General features: G+C 73.5%; 19 protein-coding genes and 1 pseudogene. 14 read left to right on the top strand and 6 right to left on the bottom strand.

Going from position 1 to position 23,750, the window contains the following annotated elements:
- Positions 1-466: pseudogene (locus HGB44_RS18290) on the top strand (5,10-methylene tetrahydromethanopterin reductase); the annotation flags it as partial.
- A 111-nt stretch (positions 467-577) separates the two neighbouring features.
- On the opposite strand, the gene HGB44_RS18285 reads toward HGB44_RS18290, so the two are convergent.
- Positions 578-2,188, bottom strand: a complete 1,611-nt coding sequence (locus tag HGB44_RS18285; RefSeq protein WP_061083631.1) for a BCCT family transporter — start codon at positions 2,186-2,188, stop codon at positions 578-580.
- A 600-nt stretch (positions 2,189-2,788) separates the two neighbouring features.
- Positions 2,789-3,373, bottom strand: coding sequence for an SMI1/KNR4 family protein (locus HGB44_RS18280; RefSeq protein ID WP_082768652.1), 585 nt, complete (start codon positions 3,371-3,373; stop codon positions 2,789-2,791).
- 281 nt (positions 3,374-3,654) lie between these two features.
- Between HGB44_RS18280 and HGB44_RS18275 the strand changes: the two genes are divergently transcribed.
- From HGB44_RS18275 to HGB44_RS18240, 8 genes are all read left to right on the top strand, one after another.
- Positions 3,655-4,575, top strand: coding sequence for a helix-turn-helix domain-containing protein (locus HGB44_RS18275; RefSeq protein ID WP_210751817.1), 921 nt, complete (start codon positions 3,655-3,657; stop codon positions 4,573-4,575).
- A 188-nt stretch (positions 4,576-4,763) separates the two neighbouring features.
- Complete coding sequence (locus HGB44_RS18270) at positions 4,764-5,654, top strand: ABC transporter ATP-binding protein (protein ID WP_061083632.1); 891 nt, start codon at positions 4,764-4,766, stop codon at positions 5,652-5,654.
- Positions 5,651-6,706 carry an iron-siderophore ABC transporter substrate-binding protein gene (locus tag HGB44_RS18265; RefSeq protein WP_061083633.1) on the top strand — a complete coding sequence of 352 codons (1,056 nt, stop codon included), beginning with the start codon at positions 5,651-5,653 and terminating at the stop codon, positions 6,704-6,706. Before HGB44_RS18270 ends, HGB44_RS18265 begins: the two co-directional genes overlap by 4 nt.
- Positions 6,703-8,805, top strand: a complete 2,103-nt coding sequence (locus HGB44_RS18260) for an iron ABC transporter permease (protein ID WP_061083634.1) — start codon at positions 6,703-6,705, stop codon at positions 8,803-8,805. Before HGB44_RS18265 ends, HGB44_RS18260 begins: the two co-directional genes overlap by 4 nt.
- 37 nt (positions 8,806-8,842) lie before the next feature.
- Positions 8,843-10,024 carry a peptidase C39 family protein gene (locus HGB44_RS18255; RefSeq protein WP_061083635.1) on the top strand — a complete coding sequence of 394 codons (1,182 nt, stop codon included), beginning with the start codon at positions 8,843-8,845 and terminating at the stop codon, positions 10,022-10,024.
- A gap of 163 nt (positions 10,025-10,187) precedes the next feature.
- Positions 10,188-10,511 carry a putative quinol monooxygenase gene (locus HGB44_RS18250; protein WP_019611536.1) on the top strand — a complete coding sequence of 108 codons (324 nt, stop codon included), beginning with the start codon at positions 10,188-10,190 and terminating at the stop codon, positions 10,509-10,511.
- 678 nt (positions 10,512-11,189) lie between these two features.
- Complete coding sequence (locus HGB44_RS18245; RefSeq protein ID WP_168444054.1) at positions 11,190-12,485, top strand: HNH endonuclease signature motif containing protein; 1,296 nt, start codon at positions 11,190-11,192, stop codon at positions 12,483-12,485.
- A 594-nt stretch (positions 12,486-13,079) separates the two neighbouring features.
- Positions 13,080-14,546, top strand: a complete 1,467-nt coding sequence (locus HGB44_RS18240; protein WP_168444051.1) for a glycoside hydrolase family 43 protein — start codon at positions 13,080-13,082, stop codon at positions 14,544-14,546.
- 87 nt (positions 14,547-14,633) lie between these two features.
- Here the strand turns inward: HGB44_RS18240 and HGB44_RS18235 are convergent, their stop codons facing one another.
- Together HGB44_RS18235 and HGB44_RS18230 are read right to left on the bottom strand one after the other, a co-directional pair.
- Positions 14,634-15,275, bottom strand: coding sequence for a DAK2 domain-containing protein (locus HGB44_RS18235; protein ID WP_061081121.1), 642 nt, complete (start codon positions 15,273-15,275; stop codon positions 14,634-14,636).
- 39 nt (positions 15,276-15,314) lie between these two features.
- Complete coding sequence (locus HGB44_RS18230; protein ID WP_061081120.1) at positions 15,315-16,313, bottom strand: dihydroxyacetone kinase subunit DhaK; 999 nt, start codon at positions 16,311-16,313, stop codon at positions 15,315-15,317.
- A 232-nt stretch (positions 16,314-16,545) separates the two neighbouring features.
- On the opposite strand from HGB44_RS18230, the gene HGB44_RS18225 reads away from it, so the two are divergent.
- The 4 genes from HGB44_RS18225 to pdxA are packed head-to-tail and all read left to right on the top strand — an operon-like array spanning position 16,546 to position 21,054.
- The gene (locus HGB44_RS18225; protein ID WP_061081119.1) at positions 16,546-17,319 is read left to right on the top strand and encodes a DeoR/GlpR family DNA-binding transcription regulator; all 774 of its coding nucleotides are present in this window, start codon (positions 16,546-16,548) and stop codon (positions 17,317-17,319) included.
- Positions 17,320-17,339: 20 nt separating this feature from the next.
- Positions 17,340-18,710: a GntP family permease gene (locus tag HGB44_RS18220; RefSeq protein ID WP_061081118.1), complete on the top strand. Its 1,371-nt coding sequence runs from the start codon at positions 17,340-17,342 to the stop codon at positions 18,708-18,710.
- A gap of 9 nt (positions 18,711-18,719) precedes the next feature.
- Complete coding sequence (locus tag HGB44_RS18215) at positions 18,720-20,039, top strand: four-carbon acid sugar kinase family protein (protein WP_061081117.1); 1,320 nt, start codon at positions 18,720-18,722, stop codon at positions 20,037-20,039.
- Complete coding sequence (gene pdxA / locus HGB44_RS18210) at positions 20,032-21,054, top strand: 4-hydroxythreonine-4-phosphate dehydrogenase PdxA (protein ID WP_061081116.1); 1,023 nt, start codon at positions 20,032-20,034, stop codon at positions 21,052-21,054. The genes HGB44_RS18215 and pdxA overlap by 8 nt, the downstream gene beginning before the upstream one ends.
- Positions 21,055-21,121: 67 nt before the next feature.
- On the opposite strand, the gene HGB44_RS18205 is transcribed toward pdxA, so the two are convergent.
- Complete coding sequence (locus HGB44_RS18205) at positions 21,122-22,048, bottom strand: LysR family transcriptional regulator (protein WP_061081115.1); 927 nt, start codon at positions 22,046-22,048, stop codon at positions 21,122-21,124.
- An 83-nt stretch (positions 22,049-22,131) separates the two neighbouring features.
- Between HGB44_RS18205 and HGB44_RS18200 the strand changes: the two genes are divergently transcribed.
- On the top strand, positions 22,132-22,857 hold the full coding sequence (locus HGB44_RS18200; RefSeq protein ID WP_061081114.1) for an SDR family oxidoreductase: 726 nt from the start codon (positions 22,132-22,134) through the stop codon (positions 22,855-22,857).
- Positions 22,858-22,885: 28 nt separating this feature from the next.
- Here HGB44_RS18200 and HGB44_RS18195 read toward each other — a convergent pair whose 3' ends face one another.
- Positions 22,886-23,506: an FMN reductase gene (locus HGB44_RS18195; RefSeq protein WP_061081113.1), complete on the bottom strand. Its 621-nt coding sequence runs from the start codon at positions 23,504-23,506 to the stop codon at positions 22,886-22,888.
- Positions 23,507-23,750: the final 244 nt, after the last annotated feature.

Raw genomic sequence — 23,750 nt, 5'->3', positions numbered from 1 at the left:
CTACCGCCGCCGCTTCGAGCACTACGGCCACGGCAAGGCCGACCAGGCCATCGTCGGCCTGGGCGGGCAGGTGTTCATGCGCAAGAACTCCCAGGACGCGGTGAAGGAGTTCCGCCCCTACTTCGACAACGCGCCGGTCTACGGCGGCGGCCCCTCCCTGGAGGAGTTCACCCGCGAGACCCCGCTGACGGTCGGCAGTCCGCAGGAGGTCATCGACCGCACGCTGAGCTTCCGCGACTCCTTCGGCCACTACCAGCGCCAGCTCTTCCTCATGGACCACGCGGGCCTGCCGCTCAAGACGGTCCTGGAGCAGCTCGACATCCTCGGCGAGGAGGTCGTGCCGGTGCTGCGCAAGGAGTTCGCCGCAGGACGGCCCGCGCACGTGCCCGACGCGCCCACCCACGCCTCACTGCTGGCGGCCCGACAGGGTGAGCGGACCGCGTCCGACCAGGACGGCCAGCGGTAGGACGACCACTCAGGCCCGGGCCGCGGACGCGAGTACGTCCGCGGCCCGGGCTCCGCCGTGTCAGGGATCCGAACGGGGACCCGTGCGCGGCGGGGCCCTACGGCGGGGCCCCTAGCCGACCGGCTCCTCGGCCCGCTGGGCACGGGCCCCGTCGTCGCTGCCGTCCTCGTCCGGGGACGGGCGCGGAACGACGATGCCCTGCTCGATCGCCATGTCGCGCAGCAGCGGGTGCGTGGTCCACAGTGTCGGCAGCATGATCAGGCCGACGGGCACCGCGGTCACCACGATGAAGGACTGCAACGCCTGGATCCCGCCGTCCCCCACCAGCAGCAGCGCGACGGCGGCCAGTCCCATCCCCACGCACCAGAACGCGCGGACCACGCCCGAGGGCTCGCCCTCGTGCATGCTGGAGACCGAGATGGCGTAGGACATCGAGTCGAGCGTGGACGCCAGGAAGATCAGGGCGACGATCACCGTCAGCACGCCCAGCACCGCCGTCAGCGGCAGCGCCTCCAGGATGGCCAGCGCCGCGGCGGGCAGGCCGTCCCGGGCGTAGGGGCCCGTGATCACCCCCGGGTCCTGCTTCTCCAGCCAGATGCCGGTGCCGCCCAGCGCGGTGAACCAGATCGTGGTCACCACCGTGGGCAGCACCGTCGCCCCGACGTAGATGTCGCGCACGGTGCGGCCCCGGGAGATGCGGGCGAAGAAGATCGCCATCATCGGACCGAAGCCCAGGAACCAGCCGAAGAAGAACAGGGTCCAGTACCCCAGCCACTGCTCGTCGCCGGTGTACAGGGCCATGGGCAGGAACTCCTGCGCGTGCACCACGCTCGCCTGGATGTAGAGGTCCGCGACGAAGGGCAGCGACCCCATGCCGAGGATGGCCAGGATGAGGACCAGCGCCACCCAGACGTTGGCCCGGCTCAGCAGCTGGATGCCCTTGTGGATCCCGCTCAGCACCGACACCGCGGACACCACGGTCAGGCCCAGGATGATCAGGGCCTGGACGGCGTAGGTGTCGGGCAGACCGAACAGCTGACCGCAGATGTAGGAGATCTGGAGGCCGAGGAAGCCGATGGGCCCCACGGTTCCGGCAACCACGGCGAGCACGCAGCTGATGTCGACGACCGTGCCGATCCAGTGCGTGCGCACGCGCTCGCCCATGAGCGGCCACAGCAGGGTGCGCGGACGCAGGGGCATGCCCATCTCCACCCCGCGCATCATGACCAGGGTGGCCAGCGCACCGCCGACCGCCCAGCCGATGAAGCCCCAGTGCACGAAGCTCTGCGCCATCGCGACGGCGGCGGCCGAGCCCTCGTCCACCTGGTCGGCGTACTGCGGCGGCGGGGAGGAGTAGTGGGCGATGGGTTCGGCCGCGGCCCAGAACACCCCCCCGGCGGCGAGCAGGGTGGTGGTGATCATCGCGACCCAGGTGAACCGGTTGAACTCGGGCTTGCCGGAGCCGCCCATGCGCACCCGGCCGTAGCGGGAGAAGGCCAGGATGGTGATGACGACGAAGGTGGCCAGCATCAGCAGCTGCCAGTAGGCGCCGAACCAGCGCGCGGACCAGGTGAAGGCCGTGTCCACGGCGGTCCCGACCACACCGGGCGAGACGAGGGCGGCCGCGACGAAGACGGTCATGAAGGCGCCGGACACGCCCATGACCCAGAAGTCGGTACGTCTGCCTCGCGCGGACGCGCGTGAGCGCAGAGTGGAGAACATGGAGTAGAGGAAGCCCCTCGAATGGAAGCACCGGCCGGGACACGCCGCAGCCGGTATCTGAAGTTCCATGCGCTGTGCGCGCGTGGCGGCCGCCGGGAACGACCGCCCGGTCTCACGGCCAGCGCGGCAGGCGCGGCATGGGGTGGGGCGGAGCGTCAGACGCAGCCCTGCCCGGTCGCCGACGGGCACTGACGGCGGGGGACGAGGGGGAGAGTGGACCCCTGGGTCCCACCGAGGGCGGCGCGACGACGACGTTCCACACTATCGCAGGCCACAGTGTGCGTCCGTGTGAGGGTAAACACTGCTGACGGGGGATTGAACAGATCCTGGCCGTTGTGTCCCGCCCCGTCCAGGTGCGGGAGGCGTCCTCCCGTGCCGTCACCGGGGCCGGGGTGTTACCCAGCTCACGCGTGCGCCCCCGTCGCGGGCGTGCTGAGGTCCTCGGATCCGGGTTCGTCGAGGCGGGATCTTCCCCCCCTCCCCCGGGACGTCAACACACAGGGGAAGGCCGCTGCCCAGGACCCCGGCACGCCCTCGCGCCACGGCGCGGCCGAGCGGTCGGCGCCGCCCCGGTAACGGATCAGAAGCAGCCGCGACGGACTACGGGTCGAGCCGACCCTCCATGGTGGTGCGGCTGTCGTCCATGAGCGCGGTGAAGTCGGTGAACTCCTCGAACTCGCCGTACTTGACCTCGAACAGGTGGGCGGGCCACTCACCGTTCGGTCCCGCCTTGGTGGGGTCGAGCAGCCACAGGTCCTCGCCGACCGCGATCTCCAGGGCGTTCTCGAACAGCCGCACGGGCTCTGGGTCCTCCTCCACCGACTCGCCGTAGAGCTCGATGAGGTGGGCGCCGTGGTCGGTGTCGCGCAGCAGGCGAAGTTCCGCGCACGAGTGGATCCGTTCGACCCAGCCGCCGACGCCGAGCCAGCCGTCGCTCGTGAGGAAGAAGGCGCGCAGGCTGGGCGGGAGGCGCAGGCCGAGCCTGTGCTCGGCCGCCGTGAGGGCCTCCTCGGTGGCGGGCTCGCGACCCATCCAGCGTGTGCTGTGCTGTTCCTCGGTGACGAAGGGGAGCTGGTACTCGTTGGCGGTGCGTAGGTACAGGTCGCCGTAGTCGTGCAGATAGGCCCGCCATTCTCCGGGTGTGGCGGGTCCGGGGTTTCCTGGGGCGGTGCCGCTACCGTTCACGGTGCTTTTCCTTTCCCTTTCGGTGAGGGTGCGTCGTGGAGCGTAGGGCGCGGTGGTGACATTCGTTTCCGGTGCGGTCTCGGTCCGATGCTCGTGCGGGCGGGGGTCTGCGGGGATTCCGGGGTTTCGGACCCGGGCAGGGGCGGCCCGAAGGCGGTTCGGGACGAGTGCACCGTTTGTTCCATTCCTCCCTTTCGCTGCGGCCGGGAGCGGGGGCCGTGCCGCGTCCACGGGTGCCCCGCCGGGACGCCGTACCCGACGCCGACTGCGACAATAAGGACATGTCGCCCATATCTCCGCTTCCGGAGCGTACCGGCAGCGCACCGCCCGGGACGGCCGCGCCCTCCGGGGAGGGTGCGGGTCTGGGGACCTGGCGGCGCGAGCCGAGCACCCTGGTGCGGCGGGCCGCCCCGCTTCCGGAGGGGGCCGCGGCGCCCTTCGTGATCATCGCGGAGTCCCACGCGCCGGGCGCCCCCACGGAGTGGGAGCCGCACGCGCACCCCGCGCACGAACTGGTGTGGGTGCGCTGCGGGGCGCTGACCGCCCGCGTCGGCGACCACGTCTTCACCGTCTCCGAGGGGTGCGGGCTGTGGGTGCCCGCCGGGGAGGTGCACGCCGGTCGGCTGACGGCCGGGGCCGAACTCCACACCGCCTTCTTCGCCCCGGACCGCACGCCGGTCGCCTTCGAGGGCCCCACGGCCATCGCGATGACCCCGGTGCTGGAGTCACTGCTGATGCGCCTGGCCCGCACCGACCTGGACGCCGGGGCGCGCTCGCGCGCGGAGGCGGTGGTGTTCGACGTGCTGGAGCCGTCGCTGCCCCAGCTCGCGCTGCGCCTGCCCGGCGAGGCCCGGGCCGACGTGATCGCCGACGCCCTGCTGCGCGACCCCGCCGACGACCGCTCCCTGGAGGAGTGGGCGCGCGACCTGGGCGTGAGCCCCCGCACGATCAGCCGCGCCTTCCGCGCCGCCACCGGGCTCTCGTTCGCGCAGTGGCGGCAGTCACTGCGCATCCACCGGGCGCTCCTGCTGCTCGGCGAGGGGCGCGAGGTGCAGGACGCCGCCGAACTCCTCGGATACGCCCAGACCAGCACCTTCATCGACGCCTTCCGGCGCGTGATGGGCGCCACCCCGGGGACGTACTTCGGCCCTTCCCGGGCGGCCGTTGACCGGAATTCCGTATCCGGTGTCCGGAAGTCCTGATTGCAGCCACGGAGCGGCCGAATCTATTCTGAGTGAGTGAAGGCTAACCTAAGCTCCCGTTCGGGCGCCCGTGCCCGTGTCCGGCCGTATCCGCTGGTCGGGCAGTGTGCGCACGCCGTCCGCGGCTCCGTCCGCGCCGTGCCGCGTCCGTCCTCCGCCACGGCCGCCGCGGTCCCGGCACGCCCGGCGTGCCCGGCGCCGTGACGCGGGCGCACGCCCTGAGCGGAGACCGGCTGGTCCTGAGCTACGGCGGTTCCACGGTCGTCCACGGCGCCTCGCTGTCCCTGGAGGCCGGGCGCGTGACCGCCCTGGTGGGGCCCAACGGCAGCGGCAAGTCCACGCTCCTGCGCTCGCTCGCCCGACTGCACCGCATCGACGAGGGGCAGGTCACGCTCGGCGGCGGGGACGGGGAACCCGGGCGCCCGGCTTCCCTGCTCAGCGCACGCCGGTTCGCCCGGGAGGTCACCCTGTTCGCCCAGGCCCGGCCCACGCCGGAGGGCCTGGCGGTCAGGGACGTCGTCGCGTTCGGACGCCACCCCTACCGGCGCGGCCTCGCGGGGCTCTCCGACCAGGACCGGCGCGCCGTCGAGCACGCCATGGAGGCCACCGGGGTGCGGGACATGGCCGACCGGGCGGCCGGACAGCTCTCCGGCGGAGAGATGCAGCGCGTGTGGCTCGCCACCTGCCTGGCCCAGGACACCGGCGTCGTACTGCTGGACGAGCCCACCAACCACCTGGACCTGCGCTACCAGGTCGAGACCCTCGACCTGATCCGCGACCTCGCCGAGGACCACGGGGTCGCCGTCGGCGTCGTGCTGCACGACCTCGACCACGCCGCGCGCGTGGCGGACACGCTGCTGCTGCTCAGCGCCGGACGCGTCCACTCCGCGGGCGACCCGGCCGAGGTCCTCACCAGCCGCAACCTCAGCGAGGTCTACGGCATCCGGGTCGAGGTCGCCCACGACCCCCGGACCGGCCGCCTTCGCATCGACCCCGTGGGCCGCCACGAGGCCCGTCCCCGGTCCGCGGACGCGGACCACCCGAACACCGCGGAACAGAACAGAGAGAACCACCCATGACCCGTCTCCCCCGTCTCGCGACCGCGGCCTGCGCCGCCCTCGCCCTCGCCGCGACAGGATGCGGCACCACCAGCGTCGAGGAGCCCGAGACCGGCGGCGTCGCCGCGCCCGCCTCCCAGAGCTGCGCCGAGGACACCACGACCACCTCCACGGGCCCGGTGTCGCTGACCGACGGTGTCGGCCGACAGGTGGAGCTCGACCAGCCCGCCGAGCGCATCGCCGTCCTGGAGTGGCAGCAGGTCGAGGACGCGCTCACCCTGTGCGTCACCCCCGTGGCGGTCTCCGACACCGAGGGCTACAGCACCTGGGTGAGCGCGGAGGAGCTGCCCGAGGGCGTCACCGACATCGGCAACCGCGAGGAGCCCGACCTCGACACCCTGTACGCGCAGAACCCCGACCTGGTCATCGTGGAGGCCTTCAGCGCCGACGACGAGATCATCGCGCAGCTGGAGGAGCGCGGGGTGCCCGTCCTCGTCACGCTGGGCGCCGACCCGGCCGACCCCGTCGGGAACATGCGGCGCGTCTTCCAGATGATCGGTGAGGCCACGGGGCGCACCGAGCGGGCCGACCAGGTGATCGGGGAGTTCGACGCCCACCTCGCCGAGGCCAAGGAGCGGGTGGTCTCCGCCGACCTGCCGACGAAGGACTTCCTGTACTTCGACGGGTGGCTCCAGGGCGGCAACCTCACCATCCGCCCCTACGGCGAGGGCGCGTTGTTCACCGCCCTCGGCGAGGAGCTCGGGATGACCCCGGTCTGGACCGACGAGATCAACGAGGCCTACGGGGACGGCGGCGTCAACCCCTCCTACGGCCTGGCGCAGACCGACGTCGAGGGACTCACCGCCGTGGGCGGGGCCAACCTCTTCTACGCCAACGACGAGGGCGTCGGCGGCTACGTGGAGGCGCTGGAGGAGAACCCGATCTGGAACTCCCTCCCGGCCGTGGAGGAGAACCGGGCCCACGCCTTCCCCCCGCGGATCTGGGGCGCGGGCGGCCCGCGCTCGACCGCGCAGGCGGTCGACGCCTTCGCCGACGCGATCACCCAGGAATGAGCGGTTCGCTTCAGGCCCCGCCCCGGAGGTCCCCGCTGCCGCGCGTCGGCGCGCGCGGCGGCGCCGCCGGGGCGGCGGTCCTCGCGGGACTGGTCGCCGCGATCCTCGCGGTGGCCGTATGGCACCTCACCCAGGGGACCTCCGGCGTGGGGTGGTGGGACCTGGTGCGCTACGCGGCCGGGGAGCGGGAGGCCGTCGACGGGGTTCCGGTCGGCGACGTGCTGGCCGGATCGCGGCTTCCGCGCCTGTTCGCCGGTGTGGCCGTGGGCTTCGCCCTCGGCGTCGCCGGGGCGCTGCTGCAGTCGGTCACGCGCAACGCGCTCGCCTCTCCCGACACGCTCGCGGTCACGGCGGGGTCCTACCTGGCCCTGACCCTGGTCGCCGCGTTCGGGTTCGCCGTCCCGCTGTGGGCCTCCGGTCTGGTGTCCTTCACCGGGGGGCTGCTGGCCGCCGCGCTCGTGCTGGCACTGGCGGGCAACGCCGCCGGAACGGCCACGACGCGGCTGATCCTGGCCGGTTCGGCGACCGCGATGGCCCTGGACGCGGCGACCGCGATGCTGCTGATCCTGTTCAAGGAGAACACCACCGGCCTCTTCGCCTGGGGGAGCGGCTCCCTGGCCCAGCTCAACATCGACGCGTCCCTGCGCGCGATGCCGCTCATCGCGGTCGTGCTGGGCGTGGCGCTGCTGCTGAGCCGAAGGCTGGACGTGCTGGGCCTGGGCGACGACACCGCGGCCTCGCTCGGCGTGCCCCTGCGCTCGACCCGGACCGCCGCGGTGCTCTGCGCCGTGCTCCTCACCGGAGCGGCGGTGACGCTGGCCGGTCCGATCGCCTTCGTCGGTCTGGGCGCGCCCGTGCTGGCGCGCCTGCTCGCCGGACGGATCCGGCCGCTGCGCAGGCACCTGCTGCTCGTGACCGCCTCCGGGCTCCTCGGCGCCCTCCTGATCCTGCTCGCGGACGCCGGGCTGCGCGCGCTGCTCGGCGCCGAGGGCGCCGCCTCGATCCCCACGGGGGTGCCCACGGCCGTGCTCGGCGGCCTGCTCATCGTGGTCCTGGCCCTGCGCCTGCGCGACGCGGGCCCGGTACGCCGACCGCCGGGCGCGCGGACCGGACCGCGCACGCGGCGGCGCTTCCTCTGCGTCCTGCTCGTGGCGGCGGCCCTGCTCGTCTCGGCGGTGCTCGTGGGCCTGCTCGCGGGCAGCCTGTGGCTGCGCACCGGCGACATCGCCCTGTGGCTCCAGGGGAGCGCACCCGACCTGATCGTCCGGTCCCTGGACGAACGGTTCCCCCGGGTGGCCGCCGCCGTACTCGCCGGAGCGGCGCTGGGCCTGGCCGGGAGCGCCGTCCAGAGCACCGTGCGCAACCCGCTCGCGGAGCCGGGTCTGCTGGGCATCACCGCCGGAGCCGGGCTGGGGGCGGTCATCGTGGTGACCGCCAGCCCCGGCAGCGGCCTGCCGTCGCTGGTCACCATGTCGGTCCTCACGGGCCTGGCCACGTTCGCGCTGATCGCCGCGCTGGCCTGGAGGGGCGCGCTGCGTCCGGACCGGTTCGTGCTGATCGGCATCGGGTGCGGGTACAGCCTGAGCGCGGTCACGACGTTCCTGCTCCTGCGCGCCGACCCCTGGCAGACCCCGCGCATCTTCACGTGGCTGTCCGGCACGACCTACGGGCGCACCCTGCCGGAGGTCGTGCCGGTCGCCGTGGCGCTCGTCCTGGCGGCGCCGCTGGTGCTCGGCCTGGCCCGCCACCTCGACCTGATCGCCGTGGACGAGGACACGCCCCGCATCCTCGGCATGCGGGTGGAGCGGACGCGGCTGGTGCTGCTCACCGTCGCCGCGGTCCTGGCCGCCGTCAGCGTGGTCGCGGTCGGGGTCGTCGGCTTCGTCGGGCTCGTGGCGCCCCACCTGGCCCGCGCGCTGGTCGGCGCCCGCCACGGGCGCAGCGTTCCGGTCGCGATGCTGCTGGGCGCGCTGCTGGTCTGCGTGGCCGACACCCTGGGCCGCACGCTGCTGGCCCCGGCCCAGCTGCCGGCCGGGCTCATGATCGCCCTGGTCGGCGCCCCCTACCTCGTCTGGCTGCTGCGCCGCTCCCGCGCGTGAACCGCCGATCCCCTCTGATCCGCACCAGGAGTGCCGAATGCCGTCCCACGGCCCCGACGCGCCCGCCCCGGTCGTCGTCCCCTTCGACCCGGCCGCCGTGCCCGCGCCCCTGGCGCGTATCGCCCCCGACCGGGTGCTCGAACGCTGGGGAGCGGTCGACCGCTCGGCCCACGCGCCCGAGATCGTGGCCGTGCCCGACGGGGCGGGGGAGGGCTGGGCCGCCGCCGCGCTGGTGACGGCGCGCCCGCGCACCGCCTACGCCAAGATCGTCGACGCCGTCGGCGACGTGCCCGCCGCCGCGGCGGCGGTCCTGTCCCACGCGCGGGGCCGGGGGCTCGTACAGGTCAAGTGGGAGGGGTGGACGGTCGGCGCGGAGGAGGCCTCCGCCGCCGGTTTCGCGCCGCTGGAGGCCCCGCGCGGGGAGGGCGGGGACGGGAACCGTCCGCCCGCCGGTCACGTGCGCTGGCTGGGGGAGGGTCCGGCTGAGGCGGAGCCGCCGTACTACCGCCAGTCCACGAACTTCACGTGCGGCGCCGTCACCGCCCTGGTCGCGCAGGTGCAGGCCGGGGCGGTGCCCCGCGAGTCCCTGGACCGCCCGGCGGAGCTGACGCTGTGGCGCGACGCGACGAACTTCCCCGCCTGCGAGCCCGTCGGGCTGGGCGTGGCCGTGCGCCGGGCGTGGCCGTCGTCGCCAGTCACGGTGTTCCTCGACGTGGACCGGCCGGTCATGCTCGACTCCTACGCCGGGGACGAGAGGGAGTGGCGCGTCGTCCTCCAGCGCGCGTCGCGGGAGGACGCGGCGCGGGCCGGGGTCCCGGTGGATCCGCGCCGCCTGTCCACGGCCGACATCCGCGACGCGATCGGCCGGGGGGAGCGCGTCCTGCTGCTGGTCTCCCTGGCCGCGATGCAGGGTTTCGACGTGCCGCACTGGGTGCTCTGCCACGGGGCGGTGCTGGACGCGCTCGTGGTCGAGGACCCCTGGACCAACGGCGCCACGGGCGACACCTGGGTCGACGCCCACCTGCTGCCCGTGTCCGACGCCGCGCTCGACGCGATGTCGTCGCTGGAGGGGGACGGCTACCGCGGCGCCGTGGGCATCGCGGGGCCGGAGGGCGGCGCGGGCACCGTGGGGCCGGAGGGTGACGTGGGCACCGTGGGGCCGGAGGGCGGCGCGGGCACCGTGGGGCCGGAGGGCGGGGAGCCGCTCCTGCGTCCCTGAGACCGTCCCGCGTCCGTGGACCGGTGCACCCCGGTCCGTCCAGGTGCACATTGATTCGTCTAGTTCCCGGTTTGTCCGGTGGTCGCCGTGGTCGCCGGTTCTGGGAAAGTGGGAACGGGGCGCGGCACACCGTGTCCCGCAGCACCGACAAGGAGGAGGGGCGATGATCCTCATCGTCGTCAAGTTCCGGGTCAAGCCCGAGGTAGGAGACGGTTTCCTGGACGCGGTCGCCGACTTCACCGCGGCCACCCGCGCCGAGCCGGGCAACCTGTGGTTCGAGTGGTCCCGCAGCGTCGAGCGCGAGAACGAGTTCGTGCTCGTCGAGGCGTTCAAGGACGGCGCTGCCGAGGCGCACGTCAACAGCGACCACTTCCGTGACGGGCTGGCCGCCATGAAGCCGCTGCTCACCGAGACCCCGCTCATCGTCAGCCGGGTCGTGGAGGGCGAGGGTTGGGACCGGATGGGCGAACTCACCATCGAGGCCTGACCGGTTTCCGTTTCCTCCAGACAGTGTTCCGGCCCCGGGCGATCGCCCGGGGCCGTTCCCGTGTTTTCCACAGGCGGGAGTTGGGGATGGCCGTGGGTGGCGCCGTGATGGTTTCCTGGAAATAGGGGGGATCCCACCCACGCGTATTTTGGTGTGCCCTCAAACACCCGACACCTCAAGGGGAGTAATGGATTGAGGGGCAGGGAGGGGCCGCCATCAGGTCTCTCCCCTACGCTACTCTTGACGGGGGGTGTTGGCAGCGACGAAAGCGCACCCGCTGCCGCGAAAGGGCGAGGATTTCGAGAAACGGTAGTCGTCCGGCGGGGGCGAGGGTCCCCGGCGAAAAGCGGCACCAAAGGCAGGAGCGGCCACCGGAGGGCGACCAACGCCCGGGGTGCAGGGATGGTCGGGCTCTGCTGCGTCGGCGCCAACGGCAGGCGGGTCCTCCAGCCTCGGATGGCGTCTTTGGTCCCTGTGGTCGGGGTGGGCGACGGCGGCACCCACGGCGAGGGATCATTTCTTCCGCGCCCTTTCTGGCGCCTTTCGGTTTGTCCTAATTGTGGCTTATCAATGAAGGGCAAGCCTCCCGCGAGGGAAGGCCGGAAGGGTGGGTGAATTCGGTGCTGTGAATTCTGGTGCAATGGCTGCTGTTGGCTTATAATAAGAGGTATGGAGATGATGCTTGCAGCGCCCGAGGTGGCCCCCGGGGTTTGTTCCCCGGGTGTGGCCGCGCTGGCCGGTGCGCGCGAGATCATCCACCAGGCGTTGAACGCCGAGGTGCCGCCGGGGGCTGATGAGGCTGCTGCGGAGGAGATCGCGGCGCTGTGGGCTCAGTTGGACCAGCTTCGCTACCGGGCGCTGGTGCGGATGGCGCGTTTGTACGCGCGCGGTGAGGTGGCCCGCTACAGCGGTTACGCCACTCTGGACAAGTGGCTCACCCACCAGTGCAAGATGCCGACTGGTCAGGCCAAGGATTTGGCCCGTCTGGCCCAGCGCGTGCACGAGGAGACCCTGCCCGCCACCGCCGAGGCGGTAGGGGAGGGCGCTCTGGCGCTGGGTGAGGCGGTGGCGATTGCCAAGGTCACCGACAAAGCCGTCCAGACCCGCGACGCCCAGCATTTCCCCGACGAACAGGGCTACCGGGGCGGGTTTGAGTCCGCTCTGGTGGCGGCCAAGGCGGAGCGTCCTGCGTTGTCGGTCAACCAGCTCCAGTCGGTGGCCCGCCAGGTCGCCTATCGCCTGGACCCGCACCGGTTGGACCGTGACCACGAGGCCGCCCACGCCGGGCGTGGTCTGGTCGTGCATGACACGTTCCAGGGCAGCTACCAACTCCAATCTTGGGGCGGGTCTGGGGATGCGTTGGTCGTGCGCGCCGCTATCGACACCTTCTCCACCCCACCCGGAGAGGGCGAGGAACGGTCCCGGTCTCAGCGTGAGCATGACGCGCTCATCGCCGCGCTGCGTTTTGCCACCACCCACACTGGGTGTGACAACGCTCCGGCTCCGTTGGCGCAGATCCGCATCGTGGTGCCCGTGCAGACCTACCTGGACGCCGAAGGCCAGGAGGTTCCGGCGTTGGACGAGAACGGTCGGGTGGTTCCGGCCGGTGTGGTGCACGAGTTGGCCGCCGATTCTGAGGTGGTGCGGATGCTCACCGCCCCGCCCACCGGGCAGGTGCTGGATGTGGGCCACAGCCGCCGCCTGGCCTCAACCCGCCAACGCACCGCCGCCTTCCACCGGCACAGCACCTGCGCCCACCCGGGCGGATGCGAGGTACCAGTGACGTTGTGCCAGGCCGACCACGTGCGGTCGTTCTCCCGAGGAGGGCGCACCGTGGTCGCCAACCTGCAACCGTTGTGCGGGCCGCACAACCGGGCCAAGTACCAACGCGAACTCCGCACCCACAGCCAAGAACGCGGACGGGGACGAGACCACCCATCCGGCAGGGATCCGGATCCACCACCCCGGGAATGACCCCCGGGTCGTGCCGAGCCCCGGCATGCCCGCACCCGACAGGCAGCCCGGGCCCCGCGCCTACCGTCGTCGCTGCCACCGTCGCCCGCCCCCGCCCCCGCCCCGGGGGCCGGTACCGCTGCCCAAGGCCCGCCAGGCCCTCGGCCTTTGGTGCCGACGCAGCAGAGCCCCACCACGCGCGAACAGCAAGCGTTGATCGCCCTCCCGAGCCACTTCGCGGCAGCTGGTGACGCCACCACCGCCACCATCAGCGGGTGGAGCGTTGAACGGAGCCCCCGGACACCCGCCGCCTTCGCTGCCACCGCAGCAAAGCCCCACCACCCCCGAACACCAACCGTTGATCACCCTCCCGCACCACTACGCGGCAGCTGATGTCGCCGCCACCGCAACCATCAGCAGGTGGAGCGTTGAACGGCGCCCCCAGGCACCCGCCGCCTTCGCGGCCGACGCAGCAGAGCCCAGCCACCCGGTTGCAGCAGAGCCCAGTCACCCGGTTTCGGTCAGTGTTACCCGTGGCCTGTGCCACTTCGCGGCAGCTGACGCCACCGCAACCCCGTCCCGTTCCGCCCAGGTGGGGCGTGTCACACTCGGTGGGTGACCGAGCCCGAAGTTCCCCCCGGAGGCGGCGTCCTGCCGACCCGCCCGATCCTCGGCGGTTTCCACCCCGACCCCACGGTGTGCCGCGTCGGCGACGTGTTCTACCTGGCGTGTTCGAGCTTCGAGTACGCCCCCGGGGTCCCCCTGTTCCGGTCGTCGGACCTCGTGTCCTGGGAGCGGGTCGGCGCGGTGATGGACCGGCCCTCCCAGTTGGCGCTGTCCGGTGCCGCGCCCTCCTCCGGCGTCTACGCCCCGGCCCTGCGCCACCACGACGGCACCTTCTTCCTGGTGACCACCAACGTCTCCGACGGCCCCGGGCACCTGCTGATGACGGCGACCGACCCCGCCGGTCCCTGGTCCGACCCGGTGCGGATCCGCGGCGCGGACGGCATCGACCCGGACCTGGCCTGGGACGGGGACGGCAGGTGCCTGCTCACGTGGTCGGACGGCGGCATCCGCCAGGCCGTCCTCGACCCGGCCACCGGCGAGCTGCTGTCCGAACCGCGCACGCTGTGGAGCGGTACCGGGGGCAGGGACCCCGAGGCGCCGCACCTGTACCGGGTGGGGCGGTGGTGGTACCTGGTGGTCGCCGAGGGCGGTACCGGTCCCGGACACGCGGTGACGATCGCCCGGGGATCCTCACCGGAGGGCCCGTTCGAGGCCTGCCCGCACAACCCCCTGCTGACCGCCAGGGGGACGCCGGACCCGGTGCAGAACACCGGCCACGCCGACCTGGTCGAGAGGCCCGACGGGTCGTGGGCGACGGTGTTCCTGGGAGTGCGCCCCTCGGGCTCCTTCCCCGGCTGGCACGTGCTGGGCAGGGAGACCTTCGCCGCCGAGGTCGCCTGGCGCGACGGCTGGCCGGTGGTCACCGGGCCGGTCGAGCCGAGGGAACCGCCGCGGGTGCGCGCCTCGCTGGGCGAGGGGACGCTCGGCCCCGACTGGGTCGGCGCAGGGGTCTTCCCCGACCGGGTGCTGCGGTGGTCGGGGGACCGGTGGCGGATGTCGTCTCCCGGAGACGAGCGGGTGTTCGTCGGCCGCCGCCAGGAGCACACGACCATGACCGTCCGGGCCGGGATCGACGCGGACGGGGGCGCTGGCGCCCTGGAGGTCCGTGTCGACCCCGCCCACCGGTTCGCCCTGGAGGTCGAGGGCACGCGGGTGCGCGCCGTCGCCCGGGTCGGACCGCTCACCACCGTGCTCGGGGAGGCGCCCCTGACCCCGGACACGGTGCTCGAACTGCGGGTGGTGCCGCCGACGGCGCCCGAGTACAGCCGCGAACGGGGACCGGACGTGGTCGTCGCCGCGGTCCGCACCCCGGAAGGCGCCACGGAGCTGGCCCGGATCGACGGGCGCTACCTGTCGACCGAGGTCGCGGGCGGGTTCACCGGCCGCATGGTCGGGGTGAGCTGCGGCCCGGGTGAGATCGGGGTGCGTTTCGTCGAGTACCTCGGCGGAGCCTGAGCGGGCCGGGGCCCTTCGCCGCGCGCCCGCCCGGGGGCGTGGAGCCGTGGCCGCACGTCCCCGCGCGGGCGCACGGCCGACCGCGGTTCAGACCTCGACGACCCCCTGCGCCGCCCGGTAGAACAGGGCGACGGTCACCGCGCCGGGGTCCGGGCTGCCCAGGGCCGCATCGCCCACGTAGCTGGTGCGCCCCCGGCGGCCGAGCAGGTCGCTGGTGCCGTCCGCGCCCTCCCGCGCGGCCTCCGCCGCCGCCCGCAGCCCGGCGTGCAGCCCCGCGCCGCCGTCGACCGCCCCGGCCAGGGCCTCCGACGCCGGGGCGATGGCGTCGACCATGGTGCGGTCCCCGACCTCGGCCGACCCCAGCCGGTGCAGGGTCGCCCACCCGTTCGCGGTGGCCTCGGCCACCATCGCCAGGGTGAAGGCCTGCGCTCCGGCGCCCGCCTTGGCGAACTCGCGGAACCACATGCCGAACAGCGGGCCGCTGGTGCCGCCGCTGTGGCCCAGGAAGGTCTCCGCCATCACCTCGAAGGGCTGCCCGGCCGCGCCCGTGGCGGCGGTGTCGGACAGGGCCGCGCGCGTGCGGCGCAGCGCGGTGGTCATGTTGGTGCCGAAGTCGCCGTCGCCGCTGCGGCGGTCCAGGTCGGTGAGGTACCCGCCCTCCTCCTCGACCGCGCCGATGAAGGCCTGCACCCACCGCTCGACGTCGGAGGGACTGAGCTGCTCTGCCATGCCGGTGCTCCCGTGCGGAATTGTGGTGGGACGGACGTTCTACCAGGTGAGCGCGGGCGTGGCGGCCGGAGCGTCCCACAGCTCCAGCACCTCGTCGTCGGCCTCCACCAGGGTGACCGAGCAGCCCGCCATGTCCAGGGAGGTCACGTAGGACCCCACGAGCGAACGGGCCACCCCGATCCCGGCGTCCTCCAGGACGCGCCGCACCTCGCGGAACACCCCGTACAGCTCCAGGTCGTGTGTGGCGCCCAGACCGTTGACGATGGCGATCACCCGGTCCCCGCGCCCCAGCCCCAACGCCTCCACCAGCGGCGAGACCATCGGCGGCACCAGCTCGCGGGAGGGGCCGAAGGCCCGCCGCTGCCGGGCCCGCTCGCCGTGGATGCCCACGCCGAACTCGACCTCGTCCCCGGGCAGCTCGAACGAGGGCCGGTCCTGCCCCGGGTGGGCGCCCGCGGCCAGCGCCACGGACAGGGTACGGCTGCGCGCCGCGACCCGGCGCCCGAGCGAGGCCAGCTCCGCCAGGTCGGCGCCGCGCTCGGCCGCCGCGCCGCAGACCTTCTCCACCGCCACGACCGCCGCCGTGCCCCGGCGGCCCGGACCTCCGCCGTCACCGGTGTCGGTGGCCAGGTCGTCGTCGACCAGGACGATCTCGCTCCGCACGCCCTCGTCGGCCAGCAGCTCACCGGCGATGCGGAAGTTGAGCACGTCACCGGTGTAGTTCTTGACCACGTGCAGGACGCCCCGGCCGGTGTCGGCGGCCTGCGAGGCCGCCCGGATCTGCACGGCCGTGGGGGAGGCGAAGACGGCCCCAGGCACGGCGGCGTCGAGCATGCCGGTGCCCACGAAGCCCACGTGCAGGGGCTCGTGGCCCGAGCCGCCTCCGGAGACCACCGCGACCTTGTCCGTGGCCGGGCGGGCGCGCACGACGTAGGCGGGTTCGGCGCTGAGGCGCACGTGGTGCGGCCAGGCCGCCGCGAACCCCTCCAGCGCCTCGGGCACCACGTCGCCCGGCTCGTTGATGAACTGTCTTCTCATCGGCACGCTCCGTAGTCCTGGCGGCGGCCCTCTCCGGCGCCGTATGCGACATAGCCGTGCGCCGCCCCGCCCAAACGTTCCCGGCCGCGCTGTTCTCCGCGCGGTGGCCGTGTCCGCACTCCCCGGGCGTTATATGCGCGTTATGAGCACATTGGCGCTGACCTCTTGCTTTCTCTTGCGTAAAGCGCGCAGTATGACCCTGTTCACATGCGCGAAACGAGCAGGAGTGGTCATGCGTCACCAAGGGCTGCTGGACGCCGTCACCGACGGCGTGCAGAGGGTCGAGGACCTCGCGCGGGAACTCGGCATCAGCCCCTCCACCGTGCGGCGCGGGCTGGGTGAGCTGGAGAGGGCCGGAAAGGTGGTCCGCACCCACGGCGGCGCGGTCCCCGCACCCGCGGGAGCCGAACTGTCCTGGACCCAGAAGAGCCTGCGCAACGCCCCCGCCAAGCGGCGCATCGCCGACCACGCCGCCGCGCTGGTCGAGGACGACCACGTCGTCCTGCTGGACGCCGGGAGCACCACCACCTTCGTGGCCGAGCGCCTGGCCCGGCGCTCGGGGCCCACCGTGGTCACCTCCGGCCTCGGGCCCATGGCGGCGCTGCACGACGCCGAGGGCATCGAACTCGTCGTCGTCGGCGGGCGCGTGCGGCGAAGACGCGGTTCCATCGTCGGCGACTACGCGCACGGAGTCCTGGACCGCATCACCCCGCACATCGCCTTCATCGGCGCCGACGGCCTCCTGCCCGGCCGGGGCCTCAACTGCCCCAGCCCCGAGATCGCCGCAGCCAAGGAGCTCCAGATGCGCAGCGCCCGGCGGGTGTTCGTGGTGGCCGACTCCACCAAGGTCGGCTCCGGCCCCCACCCGTACTGGGCGGTCGTCCCCGGACCCTACGGCCTGATCACCGACGACGGGATCGGAGCCCGCGAGCGCGAGGCCCTCGACGCCGATCCCGCCTGCACCCCCCACATCGTTCCGGTCGGCGCGGGCACGAAACCGGAATGACCCCCTGAAAGGCACCTGGTATGGAAGTACAGCTCCTCGCCGCACTGCTCCTGGGCGTCGGCACCGTCATCGCCCTCATCGTGTGGTCCCGGCTGGACGCGTTCGTCGGTCTGCTCGCCGGAGCCCTGGTCACCGGCGTGGTCGCGGGCGTCCCCGCCCCCGAGCTGGTGGAGCACCTGACCACCGGCTTCGGCAACACCCTCGCCGGAATCGGCATCGTCATCGCCCTGGGCGTGATGATCGGCACCGTCCTGGAGCGCAGCGGCGGCGCCGACGCCCTGGCCAAGGCCTTCGTCCGCATGGCCGGGAAGGGCCGCGAGGACGTGGCGATGACCGCCACCGGCGCGGTCGTGTCCGTCCCCGTCTTCTGCGACTCGGGCTTCGTCATCCTGCACCCGCTCGCCCGCTCCCTGGCCAGGCGCTACGGCAGACCGCTGGTCGTGATGAGCCTGGCCCTGGCGGGCGGGCTGTCCATCACCCACCACCTGGTCCCGCCCACGCCCGGCCCGCTCGCCGCCGTCGGGCTCCTCGAAGCCGACCTGGGTACCACCGTCCTGCTCGGCGGGGCCATGTCGATCCTGCTCGTCCCGGTCGTGGTGGTCTACGCGCGTTACATGGGACCCCGCCTGGAGGCGAGCGTGGAGCCGGGCCTCGTCCCCGAGAACGCCGCCGGGTCCGGCAGCGCGGCCCCGGGCGCCGGACGCGACATCAGCAAGGAGCCCCCGGACCCGGGCGTGAGCGCGCTGACCGCCTCCGTCCCGCTGCTGCTGCCCCTGCTGCTCATCGTCGGCAACACCTTCACCGGCGCGCTCGCCGAGGGCAGTGCGGTCGCCGGTGTCTTCGCCTTCCTCGGCAACCCCGCCATCGCCCTGGTCATCGGGCTGGTCGTCGCCGTCTACACGCTGCCGCCCCGGGGGACCGGGCGCGGGGAGGTCGTCTCCTGGCTGACCGCGGCCGCCGCCTCGGCCGGGATGATCGTGTTCATCACCGGCGCCGGAGGGGCCTTCGGCGAGGTCCTGCGCGCCTCCGGCGTGGGCGACGCGCTCGCCGACGCCGTCTCGGGCTGGCCCGTGCCGATGTTCCTGCTGCCGTTCGTGATCGCCACGTTCGTCCGGCTGGCCCAGGGCTCGGGAACCGTCGCCATCATCACCTCCGCCACCCTCAGCGCCCCGATCGTGGCGGCGGCGGGGATCAACCCCGCGCTCGCCGTGGCCTCCGCCTGCGCCGGTTCCTTCGTCTTCTCCTATGTCAGCGACTCCTACTTCTGGGTCGTGACCCGGTTCACCGGCCTGTCCGGCGGCGCCGCCATGAGGATGTGGAGCGGGATGACCACCGTGCTGTGGCTGGCCAGCCTGCCGCTGCTGTGCGTCGCCGCCCTGGTGCTGGGATAGGGGGTACCCGTGGCGCGAATCCTCGTCCTGGCCGACGACCTCACCGGAGCCAACGCCACCGGCGCGCGCTTCGCCCAGACCGGCATGCGCGTGGCCTCGGTGGACACCGGGCACGCCCCCGAGGCGGCCCCGGCCTACGACGCGGTCGTGGCCAACCTCGACAGCCGCCACCTGCCCGCCCCCGAGGCCGCGGGGCTCGTCGCCGCCACCGTGGCGCGGCTCTGGCCGGTGGACCTGGTGGTCAAGCGCACCGACACCACCCTGCGCGGCAACGTCGGCGCCGAGCTGGAGGCCGCCTGGCGGGCGGTGCGCGAGCGCACGCCGTCCGGAGTGCGCGTCCGTGTGCTCTTCGCCCCCGCCCACCCCGCCTCCGGGCGGATCACCGTCGACGGCGTCCAGCTGCTCGACGGGGTCCCCCTGGAACGCACCCAGCTGGCACTGGACCCGCTGAACCCGGTCCGCACCAGCGTGGTCGCCGACCTGGTCGCCGAGCAGAGCGCACTGGCCGTGCGGCACCTGTCCCTGGGACGGGTCACCCGCGCCGACCTCGTCGGGGAACTGCTCGCGGGCGACGAACCCGTCGTGCTGTGCGACGCCGTGACCGAGGAGCACCTGGCCGGCATCGCCCGGGCGGTGGCCGCGGCCTCCCGCCGGGACGGCACCGTCTGGGTGGCCGCCGACCCCGGCCCGTTCGGGGCGCTGCTCGCCCGCGAGCTGGGGCTGCGCGGCACCACACCCGACCCCGGGCCGGTCCTGGCGGTGGTGGGCAGCGCGACCGAGCTGACCCGGCGCCAGCTCGACACCGTCGCCGAGGACCCCTCGGCGGAGTTCGTCGACGTCGACGCCCAGCGCTTCACGTCCGACCCCGGGCACCGGGACGAGGTCGCGCGGCTCCTGGCCCGGGCCCTGGCCCGGAACTCCTTCCCCGCGGCCGTGGTCGTGCGCACCCGCGCCTCGGCCGAGGACGTCGTACGCCTTCCGGCCGAGGCGCGCAGGGCCATGCCCGGCATGCTCGCCGCGCTGGTCGCCGGGGCCGTCGCCCGGGCCCGCCCCAGCGCGCTGTTCTCCAGCGGCGGCGACGTCACCTCCGCCCTGCTCGCCGCCCTGGACGTGCGGGCCCTGGACGTGGGCGGCGAACTCGTCCCGCTGGCCGTGCACGGCCGTCTGGACGGCGGGCCGCTGGAGGGCACCCCGATCATCACCAAGGGAGGACTGGTCGGGGATCAGGACACCATCGCGCGCTGCCTGGCGCGGCTGCGCGACACGGTCAACGACAGGCTGCGCGGGGTGTCCGCGCGGATCCCGAGCGGGAGAAGAGAAGATGACTGAACGCCCGACCCTGGCCGTCACCGTCGGAGACCCCGTCGGCATCGGCCCCGAGATCACCGTGCGCACCCTGGCCGAGGTGGGCGCCACCGCCCCCGCGCGCGGAGTGGTCGTCGCCGACCCCGCCGTGCTGCGCCGCGCGGCCACCGTCCTGGGCCTGGACGTGCGGGTGCGCGCCGTGTCCTCCTGGGACCTGCCGCCGGAGCAGGAGGGGGTGGTCGACTGCTTCGACACCGGCGAACTCGGCGACACCGAACTGGAGTGGGGCAGGGTCGACGCGCGCGCGGGGGCCGCGGCGGTCCGCGCGATCGAGGTGGCCACGCGGGCGGCGATGGAGCGGCGCGTGGACGGGATCGTCACCGGGCCCATCAACAAGGAGGCCATCTGGGCTTCGGGGAGCCGCCACCTCGGCCACACCGAGATGCTCGGCGAGCTGACCGGCGTCACCCGCCAGAACACCATGTTCGTGGTGCGCGGCAAGAAGATCTTCTTCGCCACCCGGCACGTCTCGCTGCGCGGCGCGCTGGACAGGATCAACGAGGAGCAGCAGGTGGGGGCGATCACCGAGGCGCTCACCGCGCTGCGCGTGTTCGGCCACGACGAGCCGACCCTGGCGGTGGCGGCGATCAACCCGCACGGCGGCGAGAACGGCGCCTTCGGCGACGAGGAGATCCGCCACCTGGCCCCGGCCGTGGAGCGGACGCGCGCCTCGGGCGCGAACGTGGTCGGACCGGTCCCGGCGGACTCGGTCTTCCACCGCCTGCTGACCGGCCACTACGACGGGGTGCTCTCGCAGTACCACGACCAGGGCCACATCGCGGCCAAGACCTTCGACTTCGACGGGACGATCTCGGTGACGGTGGGCCTGCCGGTCCTGCGCACGTCGGTGGACCACGGCACCGCCTTCGACATCGCGGGCCGGGGGGCGGCCGACCACGGCACCATGCGCTCGGCCTTCCTGTACGGGGCCGACTTCGCCCGCTTCGCCGACCGCATCCGCGCCGAGTACGGGAGCTGACCGCGGGCGGGGCGCCCGTCGTCCGTCCGTGTGTGGGGCGCGGACGGACGACGGGTCGGCCCCGGCCTCAGCCGTTCCCGACCGTGGCGGGGGAGAGCGACGGGCTCCGCCCGGACGGTCCGGAGCCGCCGCGCGGCGCGGCTCCGCGGAGTCCGGCCGCCGCGCGGACGAGTGAGGCGACCGCCCGGGAGCGGCTGCTCGACGGCCACGCGATCACCGTGGTGGCCTCCGGCGCGTCGACGACGGGCACCGCGACGTGTTCGGGCCACTGCCAGGCGCGGCTGGAGGCGGGGATGACGAGCAGCGTCCTGCCGAGCGCCACGAGCTGGGCGAGCTGTGACTGGGTGCGCACCTCCGGCCCGGGACCGTCCGGGTAGGTCCCGTCGAGCCGGGGCCACCGGGCGATCGGCAGGTCCGGCACGTCGCCGACCTCCGCCAGCGTGAGCTGGTCGCGTGCGGCGAGCGGGTGTCCGGCGGGAAGGATCGCGACCTGGCCCTCGACGAGGAGTTCCTCGGTGTCGAACCCGGTGAGGTCGTCGAAGGGGCGGTGCATGAGCGCCACGTCGGCGCTCCCGTCGCGGAGCAGCCCCGCCTGCTCGCCGACCTCGCACAGGAGGACCTCGACCGGTGCCGCGCCGGGCACGCTCCCCGCCGCGTCGAGGAGCCTGCGCAGCAGCTCATGGGACGCCCCGGCCTTCGTCACGAGCACCAGCGGCCGCTTCGGGTCCCCGGCGCGTCGCGTCCGGCGCGCGGCGGCCGCGACCGCGTCGAGGGCGGATCCGGCCTCCCGGAGCAGCACCCCGCCGGCGTCGGTGAGCGCCACGCCGCGGCTGTCGCGGTCGAGGAGCCGGACGCCGAGCCGACGCTCCAGCTGGCGGATCGCGCGCGAGAGCGGGGGCTGCGCGATACCGAGCCGGTCGGCGGCGCGCCCGAAGTGCAGCTCCTCGGCGACGGCGACGAAGTACCGGAGCTCGCGGGTTTCGAGATCGTCCACACGAGCAGCCTACTGACCGATACCCGGGGGGTATCGCGGCGGACCGAGCCGGTATTGGACGGTATGTGCACGCTCCCACGAGCATGGACCTCGTGAACGACACGAAGACCGCGCTGGTCACCGGCGCGAACAAGGGAATCGGTTTCGCCATCGCCGAGGGCCTGGGGAAGAGGGGCTTCACGGTCGCGGTGGGAGCCCGCGACGACACCAGGCGAGGAGAGGCCGTCGAGCGCCTGCGCGCAGAGGGGGTCGACGCGTTCGGGGTCGCCCTCGACGTCACCTCCGACGACAGCGTCGCCGCCGCGGCGGCGACGGTCGAGGAGAGGGCGGGGCGGCTCGACGTTCTCGTCAACAACGCGGGCATCTCCGGCCGGACCGACGGTGGCGCGCAGGATCCGACCACGCTCGACCTCGACGTCGTCCGCACCGTCCTCGACACGAACGTGTTCGGGGTCGTGCGGGTGACGAACGCGATGCTCCCGCTGCTCAGCCGCGCGGACTCGCCGCGCATCGTCAACATGTCGAGCAACATGGGCTCGTTGACGCTGCGGACCGGCCCGGTCATGGCCGCGTACGCGCCGTCGAAGACCCTGCTCAACAGCGTCACGGCACAGTACGCCCGCCGGTTCGCCGACACGAACGTCATCGTGAACGCCGCCTGCCCGGGCTACGTGGCGACCGACTTCACCGGGTTCAACGCGCCTCGGTCGCCCGAGCAGGGCGCGGCGGTCGCGATCCGGCTCGCCACCCTGCCCGACGACGGGCCGCGCGGCGGCTTCTTCGACGACGAGGGCGCCGTCCCCTGGTGACCCGGGGCGGGCGGCGTGCGGGCGGGAGCTAGACGCCCAGGCCCGACATCAGGTCGGCGAAGGGGACCGGCTCCTCGTAGGGGTCCCCGGCCGCGGGGGAGTGGTCCGCGGCCAGCGCCGCGAGCTGGCGCCCGGCGCGCTCGACGCGCCGGGTCAGCTCGCGGCCGCCGCCCTCGCCCGAGCCCCAGTCCTCCGAGGCCGCGTACACGCCGGTGGGCGCGACCACCGAGCGGGTGTGGGCGAACATCGGCCGCAGCGCGTGCTCCAGCACCAGCGAGTGGCGCGGGCTGCCCCCGGTCGCGCCGATCAGCACCGGCGTGCCGTCCAGGTCCTCGGGGTCGACCACGTCGAAGAAGGACTTGAACAGGCCGCTGTAGGAGGCGTTGAACACGGGGGTCACCGCGATGATCCCGTCGGCTCCGGCGACGTCCTCCAGTACACCGCGCAGCTCACCGGTGGGCACCCGGGTGGTCATCGCGTTGACGATGTCGTGCGCCACCTCGCGCAGCTCCACGGTGCGGGTGCGGACCTCGTCGCCGCGTTCGCGCAGCGACGCCTCGACGGCGGCGGTCAGCCGGTCGGCGAGTAGGCGGGTCGAGGAGGGCGTGCTCATCCCGGCCGAGACGGTCACCAGTGTGCGGGTCGCCATCTGTCCCCCTAGCAAAAAGCTTCTTGAGAAGTAGTTTATTGGCGAAACTACCAGAGGAACGGCGGGCCCGTCACGGCTATTCCCGGCGGGCGCCGTGGCGGGGTGGGAAGTGCGCGCTTCCACTGCGGCGCAGGGGTTCGCCGAGGCCGCAGGACATACCGAACACTGTTCTTTACGGGGTGTTTACATGTGAAGCGACGGCGGTTATTCTCATGGGAGCGCTCCCGAGTGTTTTGGGTCACAT

This window comes from Nocardiopsis alborubida (assembly GCF_012396365.1).
In the GTDB taxonomy this organism is placed as follows: Bacteria; Actinomycetota; Actinomycetes; order Streptosporangiales; family Streptosporangiaceae; genus Nocardiopsis; species Nocardiopsis alborubida.
The sequence above is the reverse complement of the archived record's forward strand: the minus strand, read 5'-3'. Positions and strand labels throughout refer to the sequence as shown.